Origin of the sequence: Rhodonellum sp., from assembly GCF_030656585.1 — a bacterium.
Classification (GTDB): domain Bacteria; phylum Bacteroidota; class Bacteroidia; order Cytophagales; family Cyclobacteriaceae; genus Rhodonellum; species Rhodonellum psychrophilum.
Genome location: NZ_JAUSPP010000061.1, coordinates 73,522 through 94,297, shown reverse-complemented (window position 1 = coordinate 94,297; position 20,776 = coordinate 73,522). Strand labels below are relative to the sequence as shown.

Genomic DNA, 20,776 nt, shown 5'->3' with positions numbered 1-20,776 from the left:
AGAAGAAAATGAATATCCCTGATAATTTATTAATTGACATCGATAAAAGCTACACCAAGCTATCTATTGAAACCTTTATCAAAAAACACCTGATCCAATTTTTTTCAAAAAATGAAGAACTGTTCAAAAAAAAGGGAATCAAGCTGGATATATTGACACAAAAGAAGTTGACCAAGCATGATTTCACAGATTTTTTTGCTCAAATCATTTATGACAAAGAAATATTCCTTCGACTGCTCGCCACCCTGCCGAAAACCATCCAAGAAATATTCCACTCTATTTTGTTAGAGGGAGCAAAGTCAAATATTGAGCTATTGCTGGAATTCCCAAAATTGGTTGAGCACCTTAGAATCTATGGCAACCAGATAATCATGAACCCGGAATGCTTTGTGCTGCCTCATAAAGTAGAGCAAAAATCATCCTATTATAATCCTAACGAAACAAAGATTCACTTCTATATCCCAGAAGAACTCAGAAAACATTTTCTCTCCTTTATCCCCATTCCCGATGAATACAAGCTTCAACCTGTAGACGGACCCTTTTTACAAAACCATGTATTCAATGTAGAAAAAGAAATCATTTCCGACCTACCACTTTACATCGCTTACTATCTTCAGGGCGACATCAAATATACCGCCAGTGAAAAGGTTCAACCGGGTTCTATCGCCAAAATGAAAAAAGCCTGTAATATCCGGGAATTTTATGAGGTTGGAGATAAAGAACTTTTGGGTTTAAGGACCACCTTTTTAGCAGACTTTTTACCCTCGCAAAAAAGAACCGATCCACCCCAGGCTGAGGACGTCCCCATTATTCTTGTCGAGATGATGACTTCCTTAATCAATGAAAATAGAATATCTCCTCTTTTCCACTGGCTTCGACATGTCAAAGGAACTGGTTATGTCAAAAACAATTACGAGGATTATACCGTAATCGTCAAACTGCTTAGGAGGATACAAACCCTCCCACCTGGAGAGTGGTTTTCTTATCATAATCTTCATAAGTACCTCAATCTGAACTTCCCAAAGCTTGAGCCTGTAACCCCATCAGTGGCGGTCAATTACCTCTATCTCGATGTTTATGGAAGATATGGTAATGACAAGTTGTTCATCACATCCGAGCTTTTTGATCAAGTGATCAGGGAACCCTTGGTCAAAGCCTTTTTCTTTTTTCTTGCTTCCCTGGGCCTGCTGGAAATCGCTTATGACTATCCACCAGATCAACCATCAGGGATCAACCAAAGCAATAGAAGTTACCTATCTCCTTATGATGGGCTTCAATTTGTAAGGACAACTGACTTGGGTGCTTTTGTTTTGGGACTGAAAAAAGATTACCAAGTCCCTGAGCAAGAAAAAAATTATACCCTGGACCTTCACACAGAGTTCCTACTCATCAGTTACTCGGGAGGGCATAAAATACTGGACATGTTCTTGGAAAAGATCGCCAACAAAAGTGGAGAGCACAGGTATAAGGTAGATTCCACCAGTTTTTTAAAGGACTGTAAAAGCCATGCGGATATCCACAACAAAATTGTACAATTCCACAAGCTCATTGAAGAAAACCCACCTTTGGTTTGGACAGAATTTTTCTTAACGCTCTTGGAAAAATTCGATCCATTACAGGAGGTCAGCAATTACCATGTCTTTAAAATTAAGCCGGACAACAGGGAATTGGCCTCCCTTATCGCCCGGGACGAGATCCTGAAAAAGATCATCATCAAGGCCGAAAACTTTCATTTCCTTGTCAAGGAAAACAACAAGTCCACGCTGAAAAACCGCCTTGCAAGCTTTGGATATTTGATGACTTGATGGGGATGGTTTAGATTTTTCCATAGCTAGAATTGCAAATCCTGTTCATCTGTGGTTCGAGATTGCGAATCTCGAACAGCACGCTTTACCTTTTTATCAGACGTTCGGTCATGATGATATGTCCGATCTTGACCTGAACCATGTACATACCTTGTGCCAGGCCGGTCAAGTCTAAGGTTTGAATAAAGGTCTCTTCCCGGTAAAGATGATCCTCGATGACCAATCGGCCCACGGCATCAAACACTTTTATTTCGACTTCTCCTCCATGATCTAAGTCAACCCTTACATTGGTTAGGTTTTGAGCTGGATTAGGATACAAGTGAAATCTATTCGATCCGATTTCTCTGGAAAGAAGAATTTCCTTGCTAATGGTTTGACCTGCTCGATCCGTACTGAAGACGGTTACTTTCATCTGATCTGCTGGAGGTTCTGTTCCTATCCAAATTAATCTGTTGCCTTTTATTGCCAGACTTGGATTTTCTTGACTGTAAATATGGATATTATCATCCGGATCAATGGTGCTTAGGGTTCCTATAAGGGATCCAACTTGTACATTTTTGGCAATCACTTGATTATTTAGCTCAATATCGAGGGCTTTTGGTTTGTCTTGAACAAGAATACTGAATGGAATAATATTTTTCCCCAACTCGTCCAACTCTAGTTTGTTAGCCAATGCAACCGCGTAGAATCCCGGTTGGAGTGGATTATAATCACTTTGTTTTATCTCCATTTCTTGAAGCACTTCCTTATCCAATCCAAGGAATTCTTCTTGAACCCTTGATAAGGATGTATTCCATGGAACCTGTATGCGGGAGCCATCCTCAATTTCCTCCATCCTAAAATTAAAGAGTGATTTAAATTTCAGTAGCCGTAGCCTGATTGTTAAACTTCTCTGTGATGTATTTCCAGCTGGGTCTACCGCAATAAACATTACTTGAATATTTCCAGACTTAGAAAATTTAGCTCCTGGAGCTGGGAATTGTTTTAAATCATAGCCACAGTTGTCCTCAGCTATAGCCAAAAATCTAAGGTCAGGCATTGTATAAGATTTCCCTTTTAAGACAATCCAAGGATAAGATGATCTTAACAATCTAAGCGTTGGTCTAATATTGTCTACTACATTTACCTTTATTTCTTTTGATTCCTTGAGACCAAATCCATCCGAAGCGGTTATCAAAACCTTGTTCAATCCGATATTGGTGCAATCAAATATCGATTTATCCAGCTTCAAGGTTATAGGACCACATTTGCTGGTTGTAGCAAGGTTAATTTGGCTAAGCGTTAGCATGGCTTCACCTGTAGCATTCAAATGCAGCGTAATATATTCTTTGATTTCCCAATCTACAGAACATACCTTACCAATAATTGTAACCAATTGGACTGCCGAAGAAACATTTCCATTTTCATCTTCTGCCGTCCATATTACCGATGTTGTTCCTATTCCAAAGCTTGTTGGTGCATTATTTCCGATTTTAACCGTACTGCAGTTATCTGTAGCCACTGCTAATCCCAAATCTATTTCAGAAATAGTCACTTGACCTGCCTCTAAAGTAATTAGTAGGTTTTCAGGTGCTTGAATTTCGGGAACAGTGGTATCCTTCACGAATACGGTTTGCTCCTGGGTTGTGGTATTTCCATTGCCATCGTTGTAAGTCCAGAGAATCGTATAAGTCCCCTGCGCGCTGTAGGTCAGCGGATTTTCTGTCGTTCCAGTGATGGATCCTTTGCAATTGTCTGCGGCAGTTGGTGCAGTGACTGTCGCTGAACACTGGCAATTGATTACTGGCAATTGAGCCAAAATCGGAACCGGTGCAGTGGTATCCTCCACGATTATGGTTTGCTCTTGGGTCGTAGTATTTCCATTGCCATTGTTGAAAGTCCACAGAATCGTATAAGCTCCCTGCGCGCTGTAGGTAAGCAGATTTTCTGTCGTTCCAGTGATGGATCCTTTGCAATTGTCAACAGCAGTTGGTGCCGTGACTGTTGCTGAACACTGGCCACTGATCACTGGCAACGCAGTCAAAGTCGGAACCGGTGCAGTGGTATCCTCCACGATTATGGTTTGCTCTTGATTAGTAGTATTTCCATTTCCATCGTCATAGGTCCAGAGAATCTTATATGTTCCCTGCTCGCTATAGGTAAGCGGATTTTCTGTCGTTCCGGTGATTGTTCCTTTGCAATTGTCTGCGGCAGTTGGAGCAGTTACTGTTGCTGAACACTGACCACTGATCACCGGCAACACAGTCAAAGTAGGAACCGGAACAGTGGTATCCTCCACGATTATGGTTTGCTCTTGGATTGTGGTGTTTCCATTGCCATCCTCGTAGGTCCAGATAATCTTATAAGTTCCCTGCTCGCTGTAGGTCAGCGGATTTTCTGTCGTTCCGGTGATTGTTCCTCTACAATTGTCTGCGGCAGTTGGTGCAGTTACTGTTGCTGAGCATTGACCACTGATCACTAGCAAGTTAGTTATGGTAGGAACCGGAGCAATGGTATCTTTCACAATTACGGCTTGCTCTTGAGTCGTAGTATTTCCATTGCCATCGTTGAAAGTCCAGATAATCCTATAAGTTCCCTGGTCGCTGTAGGTCAGCGGATTTTCTGTCGTGCCAGTAATCGTGCCCACGCAGTTATCTAAGGCCGTTGGATGATTGACCGTAGCTGAACACTGGCCTGTGATCACGGGCAACTCAGCTATGGACGGAACCGGTGCAGTGGTATCATCAATTATAATATTCTGGGTCTGAGAACTTGTATTTCCCGCTTCATCGGTGTAAATCCAAATGATGGTGATAGGCCCTTGGAGTGTAATCGGAAAAATGCTCCGATTGGTTGTCCCCTGAACGGTCCCATCTACATTGTCGGTGGCAGTAGGAATGATGACCTGATCATATAAAACATCGCATTGGAAATTGAGATCAGGAAGAATTTCAATGCTTGGCATCGGTTTTTCAGAATCTGATACCCAATCCCCGTAAAGTCTGGCTATCCTTCCCCGACTCACACCTTGATATTCAGTGAATTCTCCTGCTATCAAAATCTTCCCGTTGGGTTGAATGGCGAAATCGTGAATTTGGGTAGATGCCCCTGTCATCTGATTAAGTTTTCCTCCTGAGGGTCCTACACCTGGATCAAAAGAATAATCTAAGTGGCCATTTTCATTCAATCTCGCTATAAAATTTCTCGGTGTATTCGTGTAACTGGTAAACTCTCCTCCGATCAAAATCTTCCCGTCAGGCTGAAGTGCGAGTGCGCTAACTTGGCGCATTAAGCCTGCGTATGAAAAAGTTAAATCCATACTACCATCCGCATTTAGCCTCCTAATATGGTTGCTAAAAGTACCACTGAAAGAGGTGAAATCTCCTCCAAGCAAGATCTTTCCTCCGGGCTGAAGGACGATTTTCCAAATCCAGCCTAATATTTCATTACTGGGGTTAAAAGAAGCATCGAGACTACCATCAACATTCAAGCGGGCGACTGCTTTACTCGTAATGCCGTTGAATTGGGCAAAATCTCCTCCTATCAAGATCTTTCCGTCTGACTGCAGGGCGATGCTTAAAACATTAGCGTAATTATCAGCTCCTGCCATTAAACCATAGGCTACCCCCGTTCCTGGATTAAAAGTGGTATCAAGGCTGCCGTTAGCATTGAGCCTGGCTATTCCGTTAAGAGCGGTTCCGTTGTAAGAAGTATAGGCTCCTCCTACCATAATCTTCCCGTCCGGCAGCAGGGCAATAGCCCAAACTGTGCTGTTGGCCCCCGATCCCGGATTAAATGAGGTATCCAAGCTACCGTCAGCATTCAACCGGGCAATTCGATTATAAGATTTTCCGTTGAAGGAAGTAAATTCTCCAGCTATCAAAATCTTTCCGTCTGGCTGAAGTGCAATGCTATTCACTGTATTGTTTGCTCCTGTGCCTGGGTCAAAGAAGGAATCAAGGCTACCATCGGCATGCAAGCGGGCAATTCGGTTTATAGATGTTCCGTTATAGGAAATAAATTCTCCTCCTATCAAAACCTTCCCGTCTGGCTGAAGTGCAATAGACCTAACCCTGCTACTTGCCCCATTATCGGTGGTAAGGCTACCGTCCGTATTTAGTCTTGCTACATATTTAATCGGTGTACTGTCATAGAGGGTAAATTCTCCTCCTATTAAAATCTTTCCATTTGCTTGCAGGGAGATGGTAATTACTTGACTGAATGCCCCCGTATTTGAGGAAATTATGCCGCCGGATACTCCCAAACCTGGATTAAAAGAGGTGTCCAAATTGCCATCGGCATTTAATCTGGTGACGCCTCCCTGATATGTTTCGTTATAGTAGTTGAAATCTCCTCCTATCAAAATCTTTCCGTCTGCCTGAAGTTTAAGGGTTCTAACTTGGCTGTCTGTTCCGGTGCCGGGATTAAATGAGGCATCCAAGCTTCCATCTGTATTGAGTCGTGCAACATTGTTTCTTAAGGTTCCCGAATAGGAATGAAAAAATCCTCCTATTAAAATCTTTCCGTCTGGCTGAAATGCCGTGGACCAAACAAAGCCAGATGCCCCAGTGCCTGGATTAAAAGAGGTATCTAGGCTGCCTTCGGCATTCAACCTGGCAATTCCTCTTCTCGAAATGCCGTTATAAGTGCTGAAATTTCCTCCTATTAAAATCTTCCCATCTGCCTGTGGTGTGATGGTCAAAACTATGCCGTAATATTCATTCGTATTGGGATCAATAACGCCAAAGTCTACCCCTGTTCCGGGATCAAATGAGTTATCCAGACTTCCGTTCGCATTGAGTCGGGCAATTCCGTTAATAGATGTCCCATTGTAGGACGTAAAAGCACCACCTATCAAAATCCTGCCGTCCGGTAGCAAAGCAATGGTCCAAACTGTGCTGTTAGCCCCCGTTCCGGGATTAAAAGTGGTGTCCAGACTTCCATCCTCATTTAACCGGGTAAGTCCGTTAGTGAAAAATCCTCCAATTAAAATCTTGCCATCAGGTTGAATAGCAATGGTCAAAACTGCGCTGTTAGCTCCGGTAAATTTAAAAGAGGTATCAAGGCTACCATCGGCATTCAACCGGGCAATTCGACTAATATCTGTTCCGTTGTAGGAGGTGAATAATCCTCCTATCAAAATCTTCCCATCTGGTTGAATTGCGGAGGCATATACTGTGCTGTTTGGTCCTTCTCCATAAATCACTGCATCAGCATTAAAGCTCAGGTCAAGGTCAGCAGGGTTTTGGGCGTGGAGACCTGAAATACTTAAAAGCAATCCTGTCAATATAAGTAGAAATCGTTTCATGGCTCCGTGTGATTAAGAAAGCAGGCATTTCAGTTTGTAAAACAAAGAATCGCTATTTTTTATAATTTGAAGACGCTTGAGGCAAAAGCAAAATAAGTATTCAGCATGTTTGGGAGAGACATTGAAATGGGTTATATATTTCAAATCCTACCCCTAATCATGATATGTTTTATGCCTTTATTCTTCACTAAAGGAACTCAAAGGAATGTTTAAAACCAATGATTTAAATCATGTAAACACCTGTTAAAAGGACTAAATCCAAGCATTTTTCCTGAAAACCATTTTCTTATTTCGATTATCTATTTCGATCTGGTTTGAGAAGGAATTTTATTTTTAAAGGGGCAGAAAGATTGGGACAAAGTTATTCGGTGACCAGGATTGAAAATCCTGATTATCTGTAGTTCGAGATTATAAATCTCAAACAGCAGAAATCTCGAACAGCAGAAAAAAGGGCAGCGCCGTGATCTCTTCGTAGCACCAAATAAATCGGTTTTCCATGGGTTTCACCCATGGCTATTGAGAGGTTTGACCCCGTTGGGGTCGGGTATTTGGACAAATGTTCGCATTATCGATAAGACCACGAAGTGGTCAAACCTTTCAATAGCCCCCGGCGAAACCGGGGGTTTTGATGATCAGCGTATCGCATGGACAACACCGAATGGGGTTGAACCTTTTGACTACAGAATGGGAAATATCGGGATTGAAAAAAGTTCGACACCCTTCGGGGTCACGGGGATTTCCGGGATCGGTTTTCCACGGGTTTTACCCATGGCTATTGAGAGGTTTGACCCCGTTGGGGTCGGGAAATCAAAACATGTTTATGGTACCGCGACCACGGAGTGGTCAAACCTTTCAGTAGCCCCCGGCGAAACCGGGGGTTTTGATGAACATCGTATGGTATGGACAACCCCGAATGGGGTTGAACCCATATCTTAACATTTGCCTAATATAATCCTAAAGCATGTATTTGGGATCGAATTGGATTTCGTGTTTTTCCAACAAGGCCTGATATTCCTCTAAAAATGTGACTTTTTTGTGATGCTCTTCTTGGTTTTTGATATAATTCATCAAACCTTCTTTGGCTTTGATGCTTTCCGAAAAGGCACCATATCCATACTGCCAGCCCTTGAATTTTGGGAAAATTCCTTCCCTTGAAATAAAGTCGCTAGAGGCGAGTTTGATATCCTTTACAAGGGATGACACCGACAGAGATGGGTGGACATGAGACAAAATATGAATATGATCTTCCACTCCGTTGATCCGATATAGATGGCATTTTTTGTTGGTGAGCATGTTGTGGACGTAAGCAAATAACCTCTTTTTTTCTTCGTGCCGAAGTGTTGCTTCCCGATTCTTTGTGGAAAAAACGATGTGGTAAAGGATCTGTGTGTAAGTACTCATGGTGGTTTATGTTGAAAAGTAAAATATAAAGGAAATTAGTTAATATTTCTGAAGGAAAAAAGTTCGACCCTTCGGGGTCGATGGGGATTTTTGGGATTGGTTGTCCATGGGTTTTACCCATGGCTACTGAAAGGTTTGACCCCGTTGGGATCGGGTATTTGGACATGGTTGTGATGACCTTAGACTAATATTTAGGTGATATTCATGACCATAAATGATCGATATCTATGATCACAAAATATTCGACAATCCCTACCACGGAGTGGTCAAACCTTTAAATAGCCCCCGGCGAAACCGGGGGTTTTGTTGAACATCGTATGGTATGGACAACCCCGAATGGGGTTGAACTTTTTGTCCACGGAGTGGGAAATATCGGGACGGGAAAGTTCGACACCCTTCGGGGTCGGTGGGGATTTTTGGGATCGGTTGTCCATGGGTTTTACCCATGGCTATTGAAAGGTTTGACCCCGTTGGGGTCGGGTATTTGGACATGATTGTGATGACCTTTGACTAATATTTAGGCGATATTCATAACCATAAATGATCGATATTCATGATCACAAAATATTCGATAATCCCGACCACGGAGTGGTCAAACTTTTCAGTAGCCCCCGGCGAAACCGGGGGATTTGATGAATATCGTATGAAATGGACAACCCCGAATGGGGTTGAACTTTTTGTCCACGGAATGGGAAATATCGGGATGGGAAAGTTCGACACCCTTCGGGGTCGGTGGGGGTTTTTGATATTGGTTTTCCATGGGTTTTACCCATGGCTACTGAGAGGTTTGACCCCATTGGGGTCTGGTATTTGGACATGGTTGTGATGACCTTAGACTAATATTTAGGCGATATTCATGACCATAAATGATCGATATTCATGATCACAGAATATTCGACAATCCCGACCACGGAGTGGTCAAACCTTTCAATAGCCCCCGGCGAAACCGGGGGTTTTGTTGAACATCGTATCGCATGGACAACCCCGAATGGGGTTGAACTTTAGGTAAAGATTTAGTAAAACTTATACATTCAAATAAGTAATCGGATTAACAGCCCCTTTTTTGAAAAAATGGCGCACTGACTGTCCTATATATTGATTTCTGATGAATTCTTGGGCCAATCTTCCTTCAAATTCATAACGGTGAGACAGACCTTCCTTAAGATTGACTTTTGCTCCTTCCTGATAGCTTGGTAAGACAGGTAAACTTACCGCGGGATGCCAAGAAATAATTTCATAGACTTCCATTATTTCGCCTTTATAAACAGCAAATGCATACAAGGCCTTCTTTGCTCTTTCTGGATTGATTTTCCATTTGCTTCGGGTACATTCGTAAAGTTCCTCCTTACTCATGGAGGATTTATATGCCCGATTGATTCGGATCAAAATGGAAGGATATGGAATTTGGATCATCTGAGGGTTGATTTTAAAGAAGTATAAATTCTAATATATTTTATGAAGGAGTTGAAAACTAAATTGAGGCAAACGCTTATTTTACACCCTGATGAGCCATCCTCACTATTCTATTTCCGGCTAACTAAGGTCCGATCTTCCTGATTGTAAAAAAACAGCTTATCCACGTCCTTTCGATATTTGGCCAAATTAGCAAGATGCTGTACCGGTTTCTGAAATGCCTGAATGGGAATAATGTAAAGAGAATTAGGAGCTGATGGCTTGCCTCCGATACCTAAGGCGATAAAGACTGGATTGCCGGTTTTGTCCTCAAATTCCTGATACCGCTTCAACTGAGCTGGACTTGCAAACTGGACAAACGGGGAAGTAGGCTCACTTCTCCACTTACATTCCACAGACAACGGATAGACTTTTCCTGCTAATTTTAAAGAAAGTTGGATATCAGGATGCATGTTTGACTCAGCAAATTGACCATCAATAAACTTATCACTGGCCCAGTTCTGGATGGTAAAGTACTTTTTATCGAATTTGGCTACGATAAACTTCTCAAAATCATATCCTGCTTTTTGATTTTTATCGATCAACTCGGTTTCTGAATCCTCGGTAGAATCGGCAAGATCCTGTTTGATTTGGTCAAGGACCAAATCGGGGTTTTCACCTGCTAGGCCCGCATATTTCCGAATACTTTTTTCCTCATTTGGGGTAATCACTCCATCTGCTATGGCAGTAGCGATCACAAGTGAAAGAGAATCCAAAGCAATTTGCTTCGAATCAGAAGAAATGACTAACTCAGATTTTTCAGGAAAAACAACTACCTGAGCGATTTCAGCCTTTTGAGATTCAGGAGTTTTGGTCAACACCCAAATCCCACCAAGTAGAAAACTCATTCCGATACCTATTAATATGATTCCTAACATTTTTGACATTGAGTAATTTATATAAGTTTTTGGGGCGTATCCAATCGTTTATCAAATAGATTTATAAATTTTTTAATGGTAAAAATAAGCTTAAGGTTAAATCAAAGCGTAGGATCAAGTGCTTTTTCCAAGAATTTTATTGTGTTTTCAAATTTAATTTGAGTAAATGGATCAAGTGGTCCTTTTTTATAATTGTTGAAATTCTCAAAAATTGATTCCTTTTTATTTTTAAATGATTCCATATTTAATGTTCCATCCACTAACCTTAATGCAAACTCATTTTCAAAAAATATTCCGCGTTTATAGGGAATATTATACTTTATAGCATAACTATCTAAAAATATGTCTGGGTTTTCACCTAAATTAACGATTTGATCTAAAATAGATTGATCAATTACTGTTCCAGCCCAATCTTGAGACTCAGCCTTTTCATAAGCGTTTATAAGACCTTTTCCGTAGATAGAATTAATATTGTAAATGAAGTTTTTCTCATTTTTATGTGAAAAATTTGGTGATTCAATTTCTCCCCAAACTATTGATCCTCTAACAGGAAAGAAAAAAATATTTGTTTTCCAATTGAACAAATGCCCTACTTTTAATATTTCAATTAATGATTCTAAGGAATCATCATTCGTCCAATAAACAATTGTATCTGAGAAATTTATACAATTAATTTTAGCTTTATTTAAATCAGCAATTGCAGCACCACTTTTTGCTATAACTATCTCATCATTTGTAAGTGCTTGTTCAATATCTCTCCATCTATGTTCCATCCCCCTTTTTTGCTCATATAATTCATTATTTTCGATGAATTTTCTAAATCCTAAATAATCAAAGTATGCTATAAATTTTTTCATAATTTTTTAATTAATATTCATCAATCCTATAATTTTCTTTTATAACCTCGCCCATACTTTACATAAAAAAAAAATATTTAATTTTTACAAGAATTAATTACTCATAAGTAATTAGGAAGATATTTTAAAAGAATTTTAAGTTTTTGAATTTTGATGCTAGAAAGATGCGTTTTAATTCTTTTTTCATTATCTAAAAAACCATTATTCAAATAAACCTCAGTCCTTTCACCATTATAAGCGGTCATTTGAGATGCATTTATACTAGCATCGTTGTAAGGCACTGATAAAGGAAATAATAATCCAGTGGAAACAAAATCTTTCGTGAATTTTAAACCTCCATGTGTATATGATCCATTTAATTTTATTTTATTTACAGCATTGTTTATAAAATTCATTATAATTTGCTCTGTTAAAATTTCTTCCAAAATTAAATAAAGATTATTTATCCCTTCTTGAATTTTTGAATTTGACTTAAAGGTTGCTGAACTGTCAATTATCAAAGAGTTATTTTTTGTGATCAACATCAAAGATGCATAAGTTGAAAAATGAACAACGGAGACATCAAGTTCCCAATCTTGGATTTCCTTTAAAAGAATTTTTTCTTTTTTATATTGGATATAATCACTTGAAACAAGAATCTCATTTCCCAAAACGTTAAATCTTTTCATTTTCTTAAATTTTTTTTAGCTTCCATTCGTCTTCTTTCCTTTTCCTCATTTTTGAGATTTTGAGAATAAAAATACTTCCCAACTATCAGAATTAATACAATTACACCTAATACAACCATTTTACATTTAAATTTTGATGAAATAATTTTTATTATAATATAAGGATGCTCTATTTTTCTATAATTTAAAATTATACCCAGCAATATAACTAAGCTAAATTCCTTGGGTGCAGGAAATTTATAAATTATTTATTGACAAAATTCTTTAAGAAGTTCATATGCTTTTTCACTTCCTAAATCACCAGCTCTTCTCCAATCGGAACAAGCAACAGTGAAATTTCCAATTTGGTATTCATTCATTCCTTTATATAGATTACCTTCTTCATTTCTATCATTTATTTTTATTAAATCTTTAAAATCACGAAGAGAGGAAATATAATTTTTTAAAGCATAGTGGCATTTTCCTCTAATTAAATAAATATCTGTTTGGGATATGTCAGTAACATCTAACCTAAAGGGTGAAGATTTTATAAAGCAATATGTCCACGATTTATCAAAATCCAAAACTGCCCCCTTTAAATCATTTAATTTTATTTTTAAAATTCCTCTATGGTAATAACCATAATCGGATGGTTTAACTTCAATAGAAATAGTCAGATCAGAAATTGCCCCCATTTCATCAGAGTTATTCAACTTAACCATAGATCTGTATAAAAATAGTTTAGCTTGTAAATCTTTATTACATTCATACTTAAAAATAAGATTTGTATAATAATTTTCATCGTCAACAGAACTAGGAAATAATATAGCTTCACCACTCATGTTTCCACATGGATCCATATTTTGTGAATAAGAAGACCCCACTAAAAACAGATGAATAAATAAATTCAGAAATAATAGCTTTTGATACAATGTATTTTATATTTTAATGTTAAAATAATTTATTTCACACTTCTTATTTCAGTGATTCTTGTTATTATCAATGTCATTATCCTTTTCATTCAGATCTTGTTTAGATAGAAATTTTATTATCTTATCATTAAGATTTTGCACCTCTTTAATTTTTATACCTTCAATGACAGTAACTTCGCAGTCTCTTTTTCCATCATTATTTTCAAAATATAGTTTTCCATTTTTATCGATTTTATAAAGGTTAATTTTAGGATGATTTGAATCATATAAGATTGCAACAATATTATTGTCTTCCAATTCGAAAACTGAAAACATTGAATCTCCAATTTTCTGAGTGAATACTTCTTTAGCTATAACTTTCATTTTATAGTAGATTAAATTTTATTAATTGTTTTTCAAGTCATTGTCAATAATATTTCCCACCCCATCAATCTCCACCATCACCCTCTCCGTCTCAACCAACACCTTAATAATCTTCTGATAATGCATAATATCTTCAAAGTCTAGGGTTCGGCCTTTGCGGTCTTTGAGCCATTTTTGGGCGGGTTGGTAGCCGCCGATGTGGAAGGTCCAGGCGATTTGGGGGACGGAGTCGAAGTATTGTTCGGCGTTGATGTAGACTTTTCCGTCTTCATATTTGATCTTCTCTACCTCATTTTCGCCTGATATGGGGTATTGGGTGATCAGCTGACTGGAACTTGGGCTTTCCATCAGGTGTAGCTGTCGGAGTTCTCCGCCCAAGGCGACCAACTTCCAGAAGGTTTCCGCATCTGTCGGGTATGGTACCCGCGGGAAGTCAATCTTCAAAAACTCCTTGTAGGTCTCCCGATAGGTAGGTGAATGCAACACGGCATAGATGTAATCCAACAAATCAATCGGGGCGAAACTCTGCCGATATTCGGGCATCACTTCTCCACTTTCGGCAAAGCAAACTTCCACTTCTTCTACCTTCTCTGGTACAAAAGTCAATTTCAAACCCTTGACTATCTGATCCACGATTTCTGGATTTAAATTGGGGGTGCGGGATTTGGTTGAACTTAAACTTAACTGACCGGAAGATTCTGGATAGAGGTAGAGGGGAAATACTGTTCCAGTATCTAAAGAGGAAACAATATCCTTCCCTATAATACTTTTTGTTAACCAATAAGCTCCTTGTTCTCCATTTCTTGATTGTCTCATTGCGATAAGTCCCAAATTATCCTTTTCAATAAATTGTTTCATTACGGACTCTCTCCCTCTATCGATCAATTTTAATTCATAATAACAAATTCTTTTATCAAAAACTCTATAATCTATAATTGTCAACTTTTTCTCTTCAAATACAATTGATCTTCTAGCCAAATCAGGCTGAAAATTACTTGATTTTTTCAAAGAATATTTTTTAATAACTTCCTCATCATTAACTCTTAAGTCTAAAAATTCTTTTAATCTATTTACTCTGTCATTTTTTTTAAACTCAATCACAAAATGATCACGATGTGTTTTGATTCCCCCTGAATTTGTTTTGAAAATTTTTGACAATTCAAAATAACTATCATAAGTACTTTCTCCAGAAAAATCCTTTATTGTGAAATAAAAATGTGGTGATTCTAAATCAAGCTCCTTCCACTTTATTTTTGACAAACTTCCTTCATTTAAAAAGGAATATTTTTGTATTCTTTTTCCAAAAATTTCAGAATAAAACACTTTACCTACTTTCTCATTACTCTTGTGTTTTCTTTTTATAAATAAATTTATACTAACACCTTGTTGAATATCAAATACATTTTCATCTTTTGAGCCATCTAATGCTGTTTCTTTTTTCTTTGAATTCCCATGCAAATCGATGATGTAAATTTTATCAAAAGTCTCTAAGAGATTCTTCCGCATTTGTCGATGGATTATTCCATCCAAGAAACTATTATTGGTAATAAATGCTAAAATTCCAGATCCATTTTTTTCTATAAAATGCTGTCCATATCGTATGAATTTGATGTAGTCGTCAGAAAGTGGTTGGATATTTCGCTCATTGAGATCCTTCTTATAATCCGCAACCAAGTTTTCTATCCACTTTCCCTTATTTGTACTACTAACCGAATAAGGCGGATTTCCCGCCACTATCATCACAGGTGCATCCCGTTTGATTTGATTGGCTTCTGTCGCCTCTGTCGAGAGCCAGTTGGCAAAGAGGGTTCCGCTATCCTTGTGGTGTTCCTCCAGGGAGTTGGTCAAATAGATGCGGAAGCGTTGGTTTTTGGTTCCGGTATAGCCTGTCTGCTTGAGCAGCATGTCCAGCTTGAGATGGGCCATAGCGTAGGAAGCCATCAGGAGTTCGAAGCCGTTGATGCGGGGAAGCAGGTGATTTTCCACATAGCTGTTCCAGAGACCCTGCTGCCCTTTCATCTTGTCATAGATCTGCTGGATCGCCTCCGCCACAAAAGTTCCCGTCCCCGTGGCCGGATCGAGAAATTGGACCCGATGCACTTCCTGTTCGAATTCCCGCATGCCTCCCGCGAATCGCTTGTCATGGGTCGGGATGGGGATTTTGATCTTGGTCTTGGAAGTATCGGCCAAACCCATTGGCAAGTCAAATTCCGTCTGCAGGATCTCATCCACGGCACGGATGATAAAGTTCACCACCGGTTGGGGCGTGTACCAGACCCCACGCTGCTTGCGAAGCTTGGGATCGTATTGGGTCAGGAAGTCCTCGTAAAAGTGGATGATGGGATCTTCCATTTTGGTGGCCTTACCAAAGTTCTTGAGGATGGCATTCACGTCAGCCGCGCGGAAGATATCCGCCAGTGCATCCACAATCCAGGTGATCCGTTCGTCGAGGTCATAGCCCGCGATGTATTGAAAGAGCTTTCGCAGAAATGGATTTGACTTCGGAATCAATTCGGCCGCTTCCTGTCTGCTAAAGGTATCCAAGGAAGTATCGTATAGCCTAGCCGCAAACATCCCGCAGGCGATGGTCTGGGCATAGACATCGGAAAATTGCTTGGGCGTAATGTCGTGAATGAGGATTTCCTGAAAAGCCGTCAGTTGGTCCTTCAAGGTGGAATTGTCCTGATTTTCCACGTCGCTTTCGAGTGCGGCCTCGATCACATTGGCAAGAAGACGGGCTTTGCCCGCCATCATCTCGGCGAGCTTTTTGGAACTCTTGATCGTCTGCCCGATATGCGTGGTGAATTCCTTGATCAGGAGTTCGAAGGCTGGAAAATTCTCCGGAAGCGGAAGGATTTTGCCCTGATCGATGACGCCGATTCGAATGGAAGTGGCCAGTTCGCCATTGCGGTAATAAACAAACTCCAGGTAGTCGGTAAAGATCAGGTTTTCCAGAGAAGCCTTGTATCTGTCAAACTGCTCCTTGTTTCCGTTCTTTTTTGCTCCAATCAAATCAAGATCTCCGATGTCTTTGGCCTCGATATAACCGACTGGGATTCCTTTTTTGTTGGTCAAAATGTAATCTGGAGCACCGCAGGCCTGACGTTTGGGTTCGTTGGTGGCGCTGGTATCGGGAACAAGCGATTCAAGTAAGTGTTGAAGATCACCTCTAAAGGTATGTTCAGTTCCATTACCAAGACGGAAACGCTTATTAAGATTTTCCAGATAACTATTGATCAGTACACTCATTTAAATAATCTTCAAAAAGGATGAAAGGGAAGGGAAACAAAAAATATCATGGACGGGTATTTTGCCAATTTTTTGTTTTTGGCCATTTATCACCAATAACTAACAAAATATGGACATACGCAAACTTACCTGACTTAGGTAAATTAATTATTTAAAAATCAGTTCATTATTTTATTATGGCCTTGCGAAGAGGAAAGACAAGATAAGTCCGTGATTTGACAAAAAAATATTCAAGCCCTTGAGGCATTCATCCCAAAAAAACAGGAATTGAGCGGGGTTCTGGTTCCGACGCTTATCCTATTTGAAGTAGAAACTTGCCCGTTTGCTGAAAGTCATATTTTGCACTCTTGTTCACCACTGTTCAGGATTTTATTCCAGATCTTACCATTTGATTTTATGTTTTTTGCAGAAAACATTTTATGCTTTTGTTTTGCGGATAAAACAAAATGGAAAGCCTTTTTGAACTCTCCACCTTGTTTGAAAAAGCGGGGGAATGCTGGGGATTTTTTTGGGAATTGAAATTTGGGAAAAACGAGTATTGGGCTGTTGAAACTGCAGGAAAATCAGACCAATTGAAGTAGCAGAATAGGTAATCAAAAAACAGTAAACAAAGAATGATTATTGGGCAATTCCAAGCAGGAATGAAATTGGAAAAACGGGTTTAATCAGCAATTCCTAGATTCCCGTTTTTGAAAAGCTTAAATTAAAGGTCTGTTTTCCAAGATGCCCAAAGCATGAAGAAGAGCTATTGATGAACTTATGGCTGCTTCATTTACAATGTGTTTGATTTTCGTAACACATTGTTTGAAAGCAGTAATGAAATTACTTTAAAAAAACCGTCTTTTACCCATTCTTAAAAATAGACAATACCATGGCAAAATTCAATCTGAATATCAACGATAAATCCAAAGAGGTAGAGGTAGATGCCGCTACTCCCCTTTTATGGGTGTTGCGGGACCATTTAAATTTAACTGGAACCAAATATGGCTGCGGGATAGCAGCTTGCGGTGCATGCACCGTTCATTTAGATGGGGTGGCCGTGCGCTCCTGCCAAATGCCGGTATCAAACATAGAAAATCAAAAAATCACAACGATCGAAGGACTCTCTGAAAATGGAGACCATCCGGTTCAGAAAGCCTGGTTGGAACATGACGTACCGCAATGCGGATATTGTCAATCTGGGCAGATCATGACTGCTGTCGCTTTTTTGAAAGAAAACCCAAATCCGAGTGATCCAGAAATCGAGAATGCGATGAACGGAAATATTTGCCGCTGCGGCACTTATCTCCGGATCAAAGCTGCTGTCAAAACAGCTGCAAATTCTTAAGCACATTTAACCCACAAAGACATGTCAATCGAAAAAACATCCATAAACAGACGCTCTTTTCTGAAGGTTTCTGCCCTTGCAGGTGGAGGAATGGTCCTTAGCTTTAGTTGGCTGGCGGGTTGTAAACCCACACCAAAAGAAGTGTTGAGCATGCCCAAGGAATGGTTTGAACTCAATAGCTATATCAAAATCGGAGAAAACGGAGCTGTCACACTTTTCTCTCCCAATCCGGAATTTGGCTCCAATGTCAAAACCTCCATGCCGATGATCTTGGCAGATGAATTGGACATTGACTGGAAAAATGTATTTGTCGAGCAGGCAGATTTCTATCCTGAGCGATACGATCGCCAGTTTACAGGAGGAAGCCAGGGCATTCGTCAAGGCTGGACGCCCTTGCGAACTGCCGGAGCAACAGCCCGAATGATGCTTGTCAACGCAGCAGCCCAAACCTGGAAAGTGTCCGCAAGTGAAATCACCACGGGAGCCGGAACAATCCACCATAAATCCAGCAACAAAAAAGCTGGCTATGGGGAAATGGCATCTTTGGCAGCCACAATGCCTGTGCCGGAAGAAGTGAAATTGAAAGAGATCAAGGATTTCAAAATCATCGGAACTTCCAAAAAGAACGTGGACGGGCTAAAGATTGTCACCGGTCAACCCCTTTTCTCGATTGACCATAAAGTGGATGGGATGCTGTACAGTGCGATCGTCCACCCACCGGCTTTTGGGATGAAGCTGAAATCCTTTGACGCTTCTTCGGTGAAGTCCATGCAGGGAATCAAGGATATTTTTTCTGTTAAAGTATTCAGTGAAGATTACGAGCGCAATTTTTTCGATACTGCCACTTTCCCTGAGATGGTGGCGATCGTCGGCAATTCCACCTGGGAAGTGCTTCAGGCCAAAAAAGCATTGAAAGTCGAATGGGAAAATGCGCCACAGTCCAGCTTCGCCATGACCGATTTCGGAGGAAATAAATCCACAGGTACAATTCCGTCAGGCCTGGAAAACTCTGCCGACCACAAAGCCAAAATGGCTGAATATACGACCAAGCCCGGAAATATTCTCAGACGTGACGGAGATCCGGAAGCACAGTTTAAAAAAGCTGCAAAAGTGCTCCAGCGCACCTATTCGGCTCCTTTTTTGGCACACAATACCATGGAACCCATGAACTGCTTTGCTGATGTCAGCGGTGGCAAAGCTGTGGTTTATGGACCTACCCAAGCACCTGAATCGATCATGGGTACTTTGGTTCAGGCTTTGGGGATTCCCAAAGAAAACATTCAGATCAATTTGGCGAGAATGGGTGGAGGTTTTGGAAGACGGGCCTATAGCCACCACATGGTAGAAGCTGCCTTGATTTCCCAGAAAGTAAATGCTCCGGTAAAGATGGTTTACACGCGGGAAGATGACATGACTTCAGGGGTTTACCGTCCTACCTACTCTGCCACTTACCGTGCAGCCTTGGATGAAAACAACAAACTGATTGCTTTCCATGTAAAGGCAGGTGGAATTCCTGAAACGCCTATTGCCCCAAACAGATTTCCTGCCGGCGCGATCGACCATTATCTAGCAGAAGGATGGCAGATTGAGTCCAACATCACCATTGGAGCCTTTAGGGCACCGAGGTCCAATTTTATCGCAAGTGCAGAGCAATCCTTTCTGGATGAACTTGCAGAAGTAATGGAAAAAGATCCCATTGCATTCCGGCTTGAACTCTTGGATAGGGCTAAAACCAATCCGGTAGGAGAAAAAAATGATTATAATGCTGCTCGCTATGCAGGCGTATTGGAACTCGTGCGCGAAAAATCCAAATGGAACAGTCCTCTGGACAATGTACACCGCGGTGTATCGGCTTATTTTTGCCACAACTCCTACGTCGCCGAAGTATTGGATATCGTCATGAAAGACAACAAACCCCTGGTGGAAAAAGTCTATGCAGCCGTGGACTGTGGCATCGTGGTCAACCCAGATGCTGCAATCAATATGGGTGAAGGAGCGATTGTGGATGGAATCGGCAATGCTTTCTTTGGCGAATTAGCTTTTGAAAACGGCGTGCCAAACAAGACTAATTTTGATAAATACCGGATGATTCGGCAGGCCGAAGCACCGAAAGCAATTGAAGTTCACTTTGTGGACAGCAAGGAAGATCCGACAGGACTGGGCGAACCTTTCTTCCCTCCCGTCTTTGCGGCTTTGGCCAATTCGCTCTACAAGGCAACGGGCAGGCGGTATTACGATCAGCCTTTTGCTCCACAGTTGGAGATGCAGAATCTGAAAATGTGATTTGAAAAGTAATGCTAGGCGTAGTGTCAGGCGCTAGGCGTAGTATTCCACTACGCCTTCCTATTCTTCGAATTTGAAATTCGATAAGAAGGAGCATTCGGATGAAGCTGGATTGATTTTTCCTTTTGCCATTGGAAATGGCTTATTGCGTAAAGTTTTCCAGGGTGAATGCATCAATATTTGGGTGTAGTAGAACCTACACCCAGTGCGGAGACAACAAAAATTCATTGTTTGATTTTTGTAAGAATCGGTTTGAATTCTGTTCAAACGGTTAAGGGTCTAGCGGTAATTTTAC

At 40.4% G+C, this 20,776-nt stretch carries 14 protein-coding genes; 5 read left to right on the top strand and 9 right to left on the bottom strand.

Annotation, left to right across the window (positions count from 1 at the left end):
- The first annotated feature begins 8 nt into the window (after nt 1-8).
- Nucleotides 9-1,805 (top strand): hypothetical protein, encoded by a 1,797-nt coding sequence (locus Q7J63_RS15265; protein ID WP_304887376.1) that lies wholly within the window; start codon nt 9-11, stop codon nt 1,803-1,805.
- A gap of 85 nt (nt 1,806-1,890) precedes the next feature.
- On the opposite strand, the gene Q7J63_RS15260 is transcribed toward Q7J63_RS15265, so the two are convergent.
- Nucleotides 1,891-7,092: a T9SS type A sorting domain-containing protein gene (locus tag Q7J63_RS15260; RefSeq protein WP_304887374.1), complete on the bottom strand. Its 5,202-nt coding sequence runs from the start codon at nt 7,090-7,092 to the stop codon at nt 1,891-1,893.
- A 516-nt stretch (nt 7,093-7,608) separates the two neighbouring features.
- Here Q7J63_RS15260 and Q7J63_RS15255 point away from each other — a divergent pair.
- On the top strand, nt 7,609-8,028 hold the full coding sequence (locus tag Q7J63_RS15255) for a hypothetical protein (protein WP_304887372.1): 420 nt from the start codon (nt 7,609-7,611) through the stop codon (nt 8,026-8,028).
- An 18-nt stretch (nt 8,029-8,046) separates the two neighbouring features.
- Here Q7J63_RS15255 and tnpA read toward each other — a convergent pair whose 3' ends face one another.
- The 8 genes from tnpA to Q7J63_RS15215 form a co-directional block, all read right to left on the bottom strand.
- Nucleotides 8,047-8,493, bottom strand: coding sequence for an IS200/IS605 family transposase (gene tnpA / locus Q7J63_RS15250; RefSeq protein ID WP_304887370.1), 447 nt, complete (start codon nt 8,491-8,493; stop codon nt 8,047-8,049).
- A gap of 1,023 nt (nt 8,494-9,516) precedes the next feature.
- On the bottom strand, nt 9,517-9,906 hold the full coding sequence (locus Q7J63_RS15245; RefSeq protein ID WP_304887368.1) for a hypothetical protein: 390 nt from the start codon (nt 9,904-9,906) through the stop codon (nt 9,517-9,519).
- Nucleotides 9,907-10,016: 110 nt separating this feature from the next.
- On the bottom strand, nt 10,017-10,793 hold the full coding sequence (locus Q7J63_RS15240; RefSeq protein ID WP_304887366.1) for a hypothetical protein: 777 nt from the start codon (nt 10,791-10,793) through the stop codon (nt 10,017-10,019).
- 131 nt (nt 10,794-10,924) lie between these two features.
- Nucleotides 10,925-11,680: a hypothetical protein gene (locus Q7J63_RS15235; RefSeq protein ID WP_304887364.1), complete on the bottom strand. Its 756-nt coding sequence runs from the start codon at nt 11,678-11,680 to the stop codon at nt 10,925-10,927.
- A 101-nt stretch (nt 11,681-11,781) separates the two neighbouring features.
- Nucleotides 11,782-12,348 (bottom strand): hypothetical protein, encoded by a 567-nt coding sequence (locus Q7J63_RS15230; RefSeq protein WP_304887362.1) that lies wholly within the window; start codon nt 12,346-12,348, stop codon nt 11,782-11,784.
- Between the two features lie 248 nt (nt 12,349-12,596).
- Complete coding sequence (locus tag Q7J63_RS15225) at nt 12,597-13,259, bottom strand: hypothetical protein (protein WP_304887360.1); 663 nt, start codon at nt 13,257-13,259, stop codon at nt 12,597-12,599.
- A gap of 48 nt (nt 13,260-13,307) precedes the next feature.
- The gene (locus tag Q7J63_RS15220; RefSeq protein ID WP_304887358.1) at nt 13,308-13,622 is read right to left on the bottom strand and encodes a hypothetical protein; all 315 of its coding nucleotides are present in this window, start codon (nt 13,620-13,622) and stop codon (nt 13,308-13,310) included.
- 21 nt (nt 13,623-13,643) lie between these two features.
- Nucleotides 13,644-16,871 (bottom strand): type ISP restriction/modification enzyme, encoded by a 3,228-nt coding sequence (locus Q7J63_RS15215; RefSeq protein WP_304887356.1) that lies wholly within the window; start codon nt 16,869-16,871, stop codon nt 13,644-13,646.
- Between the two features lie 446 nt (nt 16,872-17,317).
- Here Q7J63_RS15215 and Q7J63_RS15210 point away from each other — a divergent pair, with 446 nt between their 5' ends.
- The 3 genes from Q7J63_RS15210 (at nt 17,318) to Q7J63_RS15200 (ending at nt 20,481) form a co-directional block, all read left to right on the top strand.
- Nucleotides 17,318-17,452: a hypothetical protein gene (locus Q7J63_RS15210; protein WP_304887354.1), complete on the top strand. Its 135-nt coding sequence runs from the start codon at nt 17,318-17,320 to the stop codon at nt 17,450-17,452.
- A 290-nt stretch (nt 17,453-17,742) separates the two neighbouring features.
- A complete protein-coding gene (locus Q7J63_RS15205; RefSeq protein ID WP_304887352.1) occupies nt 17,743-18,198 on the top strand; it encodes a (2Fe-2S)-binding protein in 456 nt (151 codons plus the stop codon).
- A gap of 21 nt (nt 18,199-18,219) precedes the next feature.
- Entirely contained in the window at nt 18,220-20,481 is a 2,262-nt protein-coding gene (locus tag Q7J63_RS15200; protein ID WP_304887350.1) for a molybdopterin cofactor-binding domain-containing protein, read from the top strand.
- Nucleotides 20,482-20,776: the final 295 nt, after the last annotated feature.

Excerpts from the sequence above, each read along its gene's own strand:
- Q7J63_RS15260 (WP_304887374.1), bottom strand. The coding sequence starts at position 7,092 with ATGAAACGATTTCTACTTATATTGACAGGATTGCTTTTAAGTATTTCA.
- tnpA (WP_304887370.1), bottom strand. The coding sequence starts at position 8,493 with ATGAGTACTTACACACAGATCCTTTACCACATCGTTTTTTCCACAAAG.
- Q7J63_RS15240 (WP_304887366.1), bottom strand. The coding sequence starts at position 10,793 with ATGAGTTTTCTACTTGGTGGGATTTGGGTGTTGACCAAAACTCCTGAA.
- Q7J63_RS15205 (WP_304887352.1), top strand. The coding sequence starts at position 17,743 with ATGGCAAAATTCAATCTGAATATCAACGATAAATCCAAAGAGGTAGAG.
- Q7J63_RS15235 (WP_304887364.1), bottom strand. The coding sequence starts at position 11,680 with ATGAAAAAATTTATAGCATACTTTGATTATTTAGGATTTAGAAAATTC.
- Q7J63_RS15200 (WP_304887350.1), top strand. The coding sequence starts at position 18,220 with ATGTCAATCGAAAAAACATCCATAAACAGACGCTCTTTTCTGAAGGTT.
- Q7J63_RS15220 (WP_304887358.1), bottom strand. The coding sequence starts at position 13,622 with ATGAAAGTTATAGCTAAAGAAGTATTCACTCAGAAAATTGGAGATTCA.
- Q7J63_RS15265 (WP_304887376.1), top strand. The coding sequence starts at position 9 with ATGAATATCCCTGATAATTTATTAATTGACATCGATAAAAGCTACACC.
- Q7J63_RS15210 (WP_304887354.1), top strand. The coding sequence starts at position 17,318 with ATGGAAAGCCTTTTTGAACTCTCCACCTTGTTTGAAAAAGCGGGGGAA.
- Q7J63_RS15230 (WP_304887362.1), bottom strand. The coding sequence starts at position 12,348 with ATGAAAAGATTTAACGTTTTGGGAAATGAGATTCTTGTTTCAAGTGAT.
- Q7J63_RS15215 (WP_304887356.1), bottom strand. The coding sequence starts at position 16,871 with ATGAGTGTACTGATCAATAGTTATCTGGAAAATCTTAATAAGCGTTTC.
- Q7J63_RS15245 (WP_304887368.1), bottom strand. The coding sequence starts at position 9,906 with ATGATCCAAATTCCATATCCTTCCATTTTGATCCGAATCAATCGGGCA.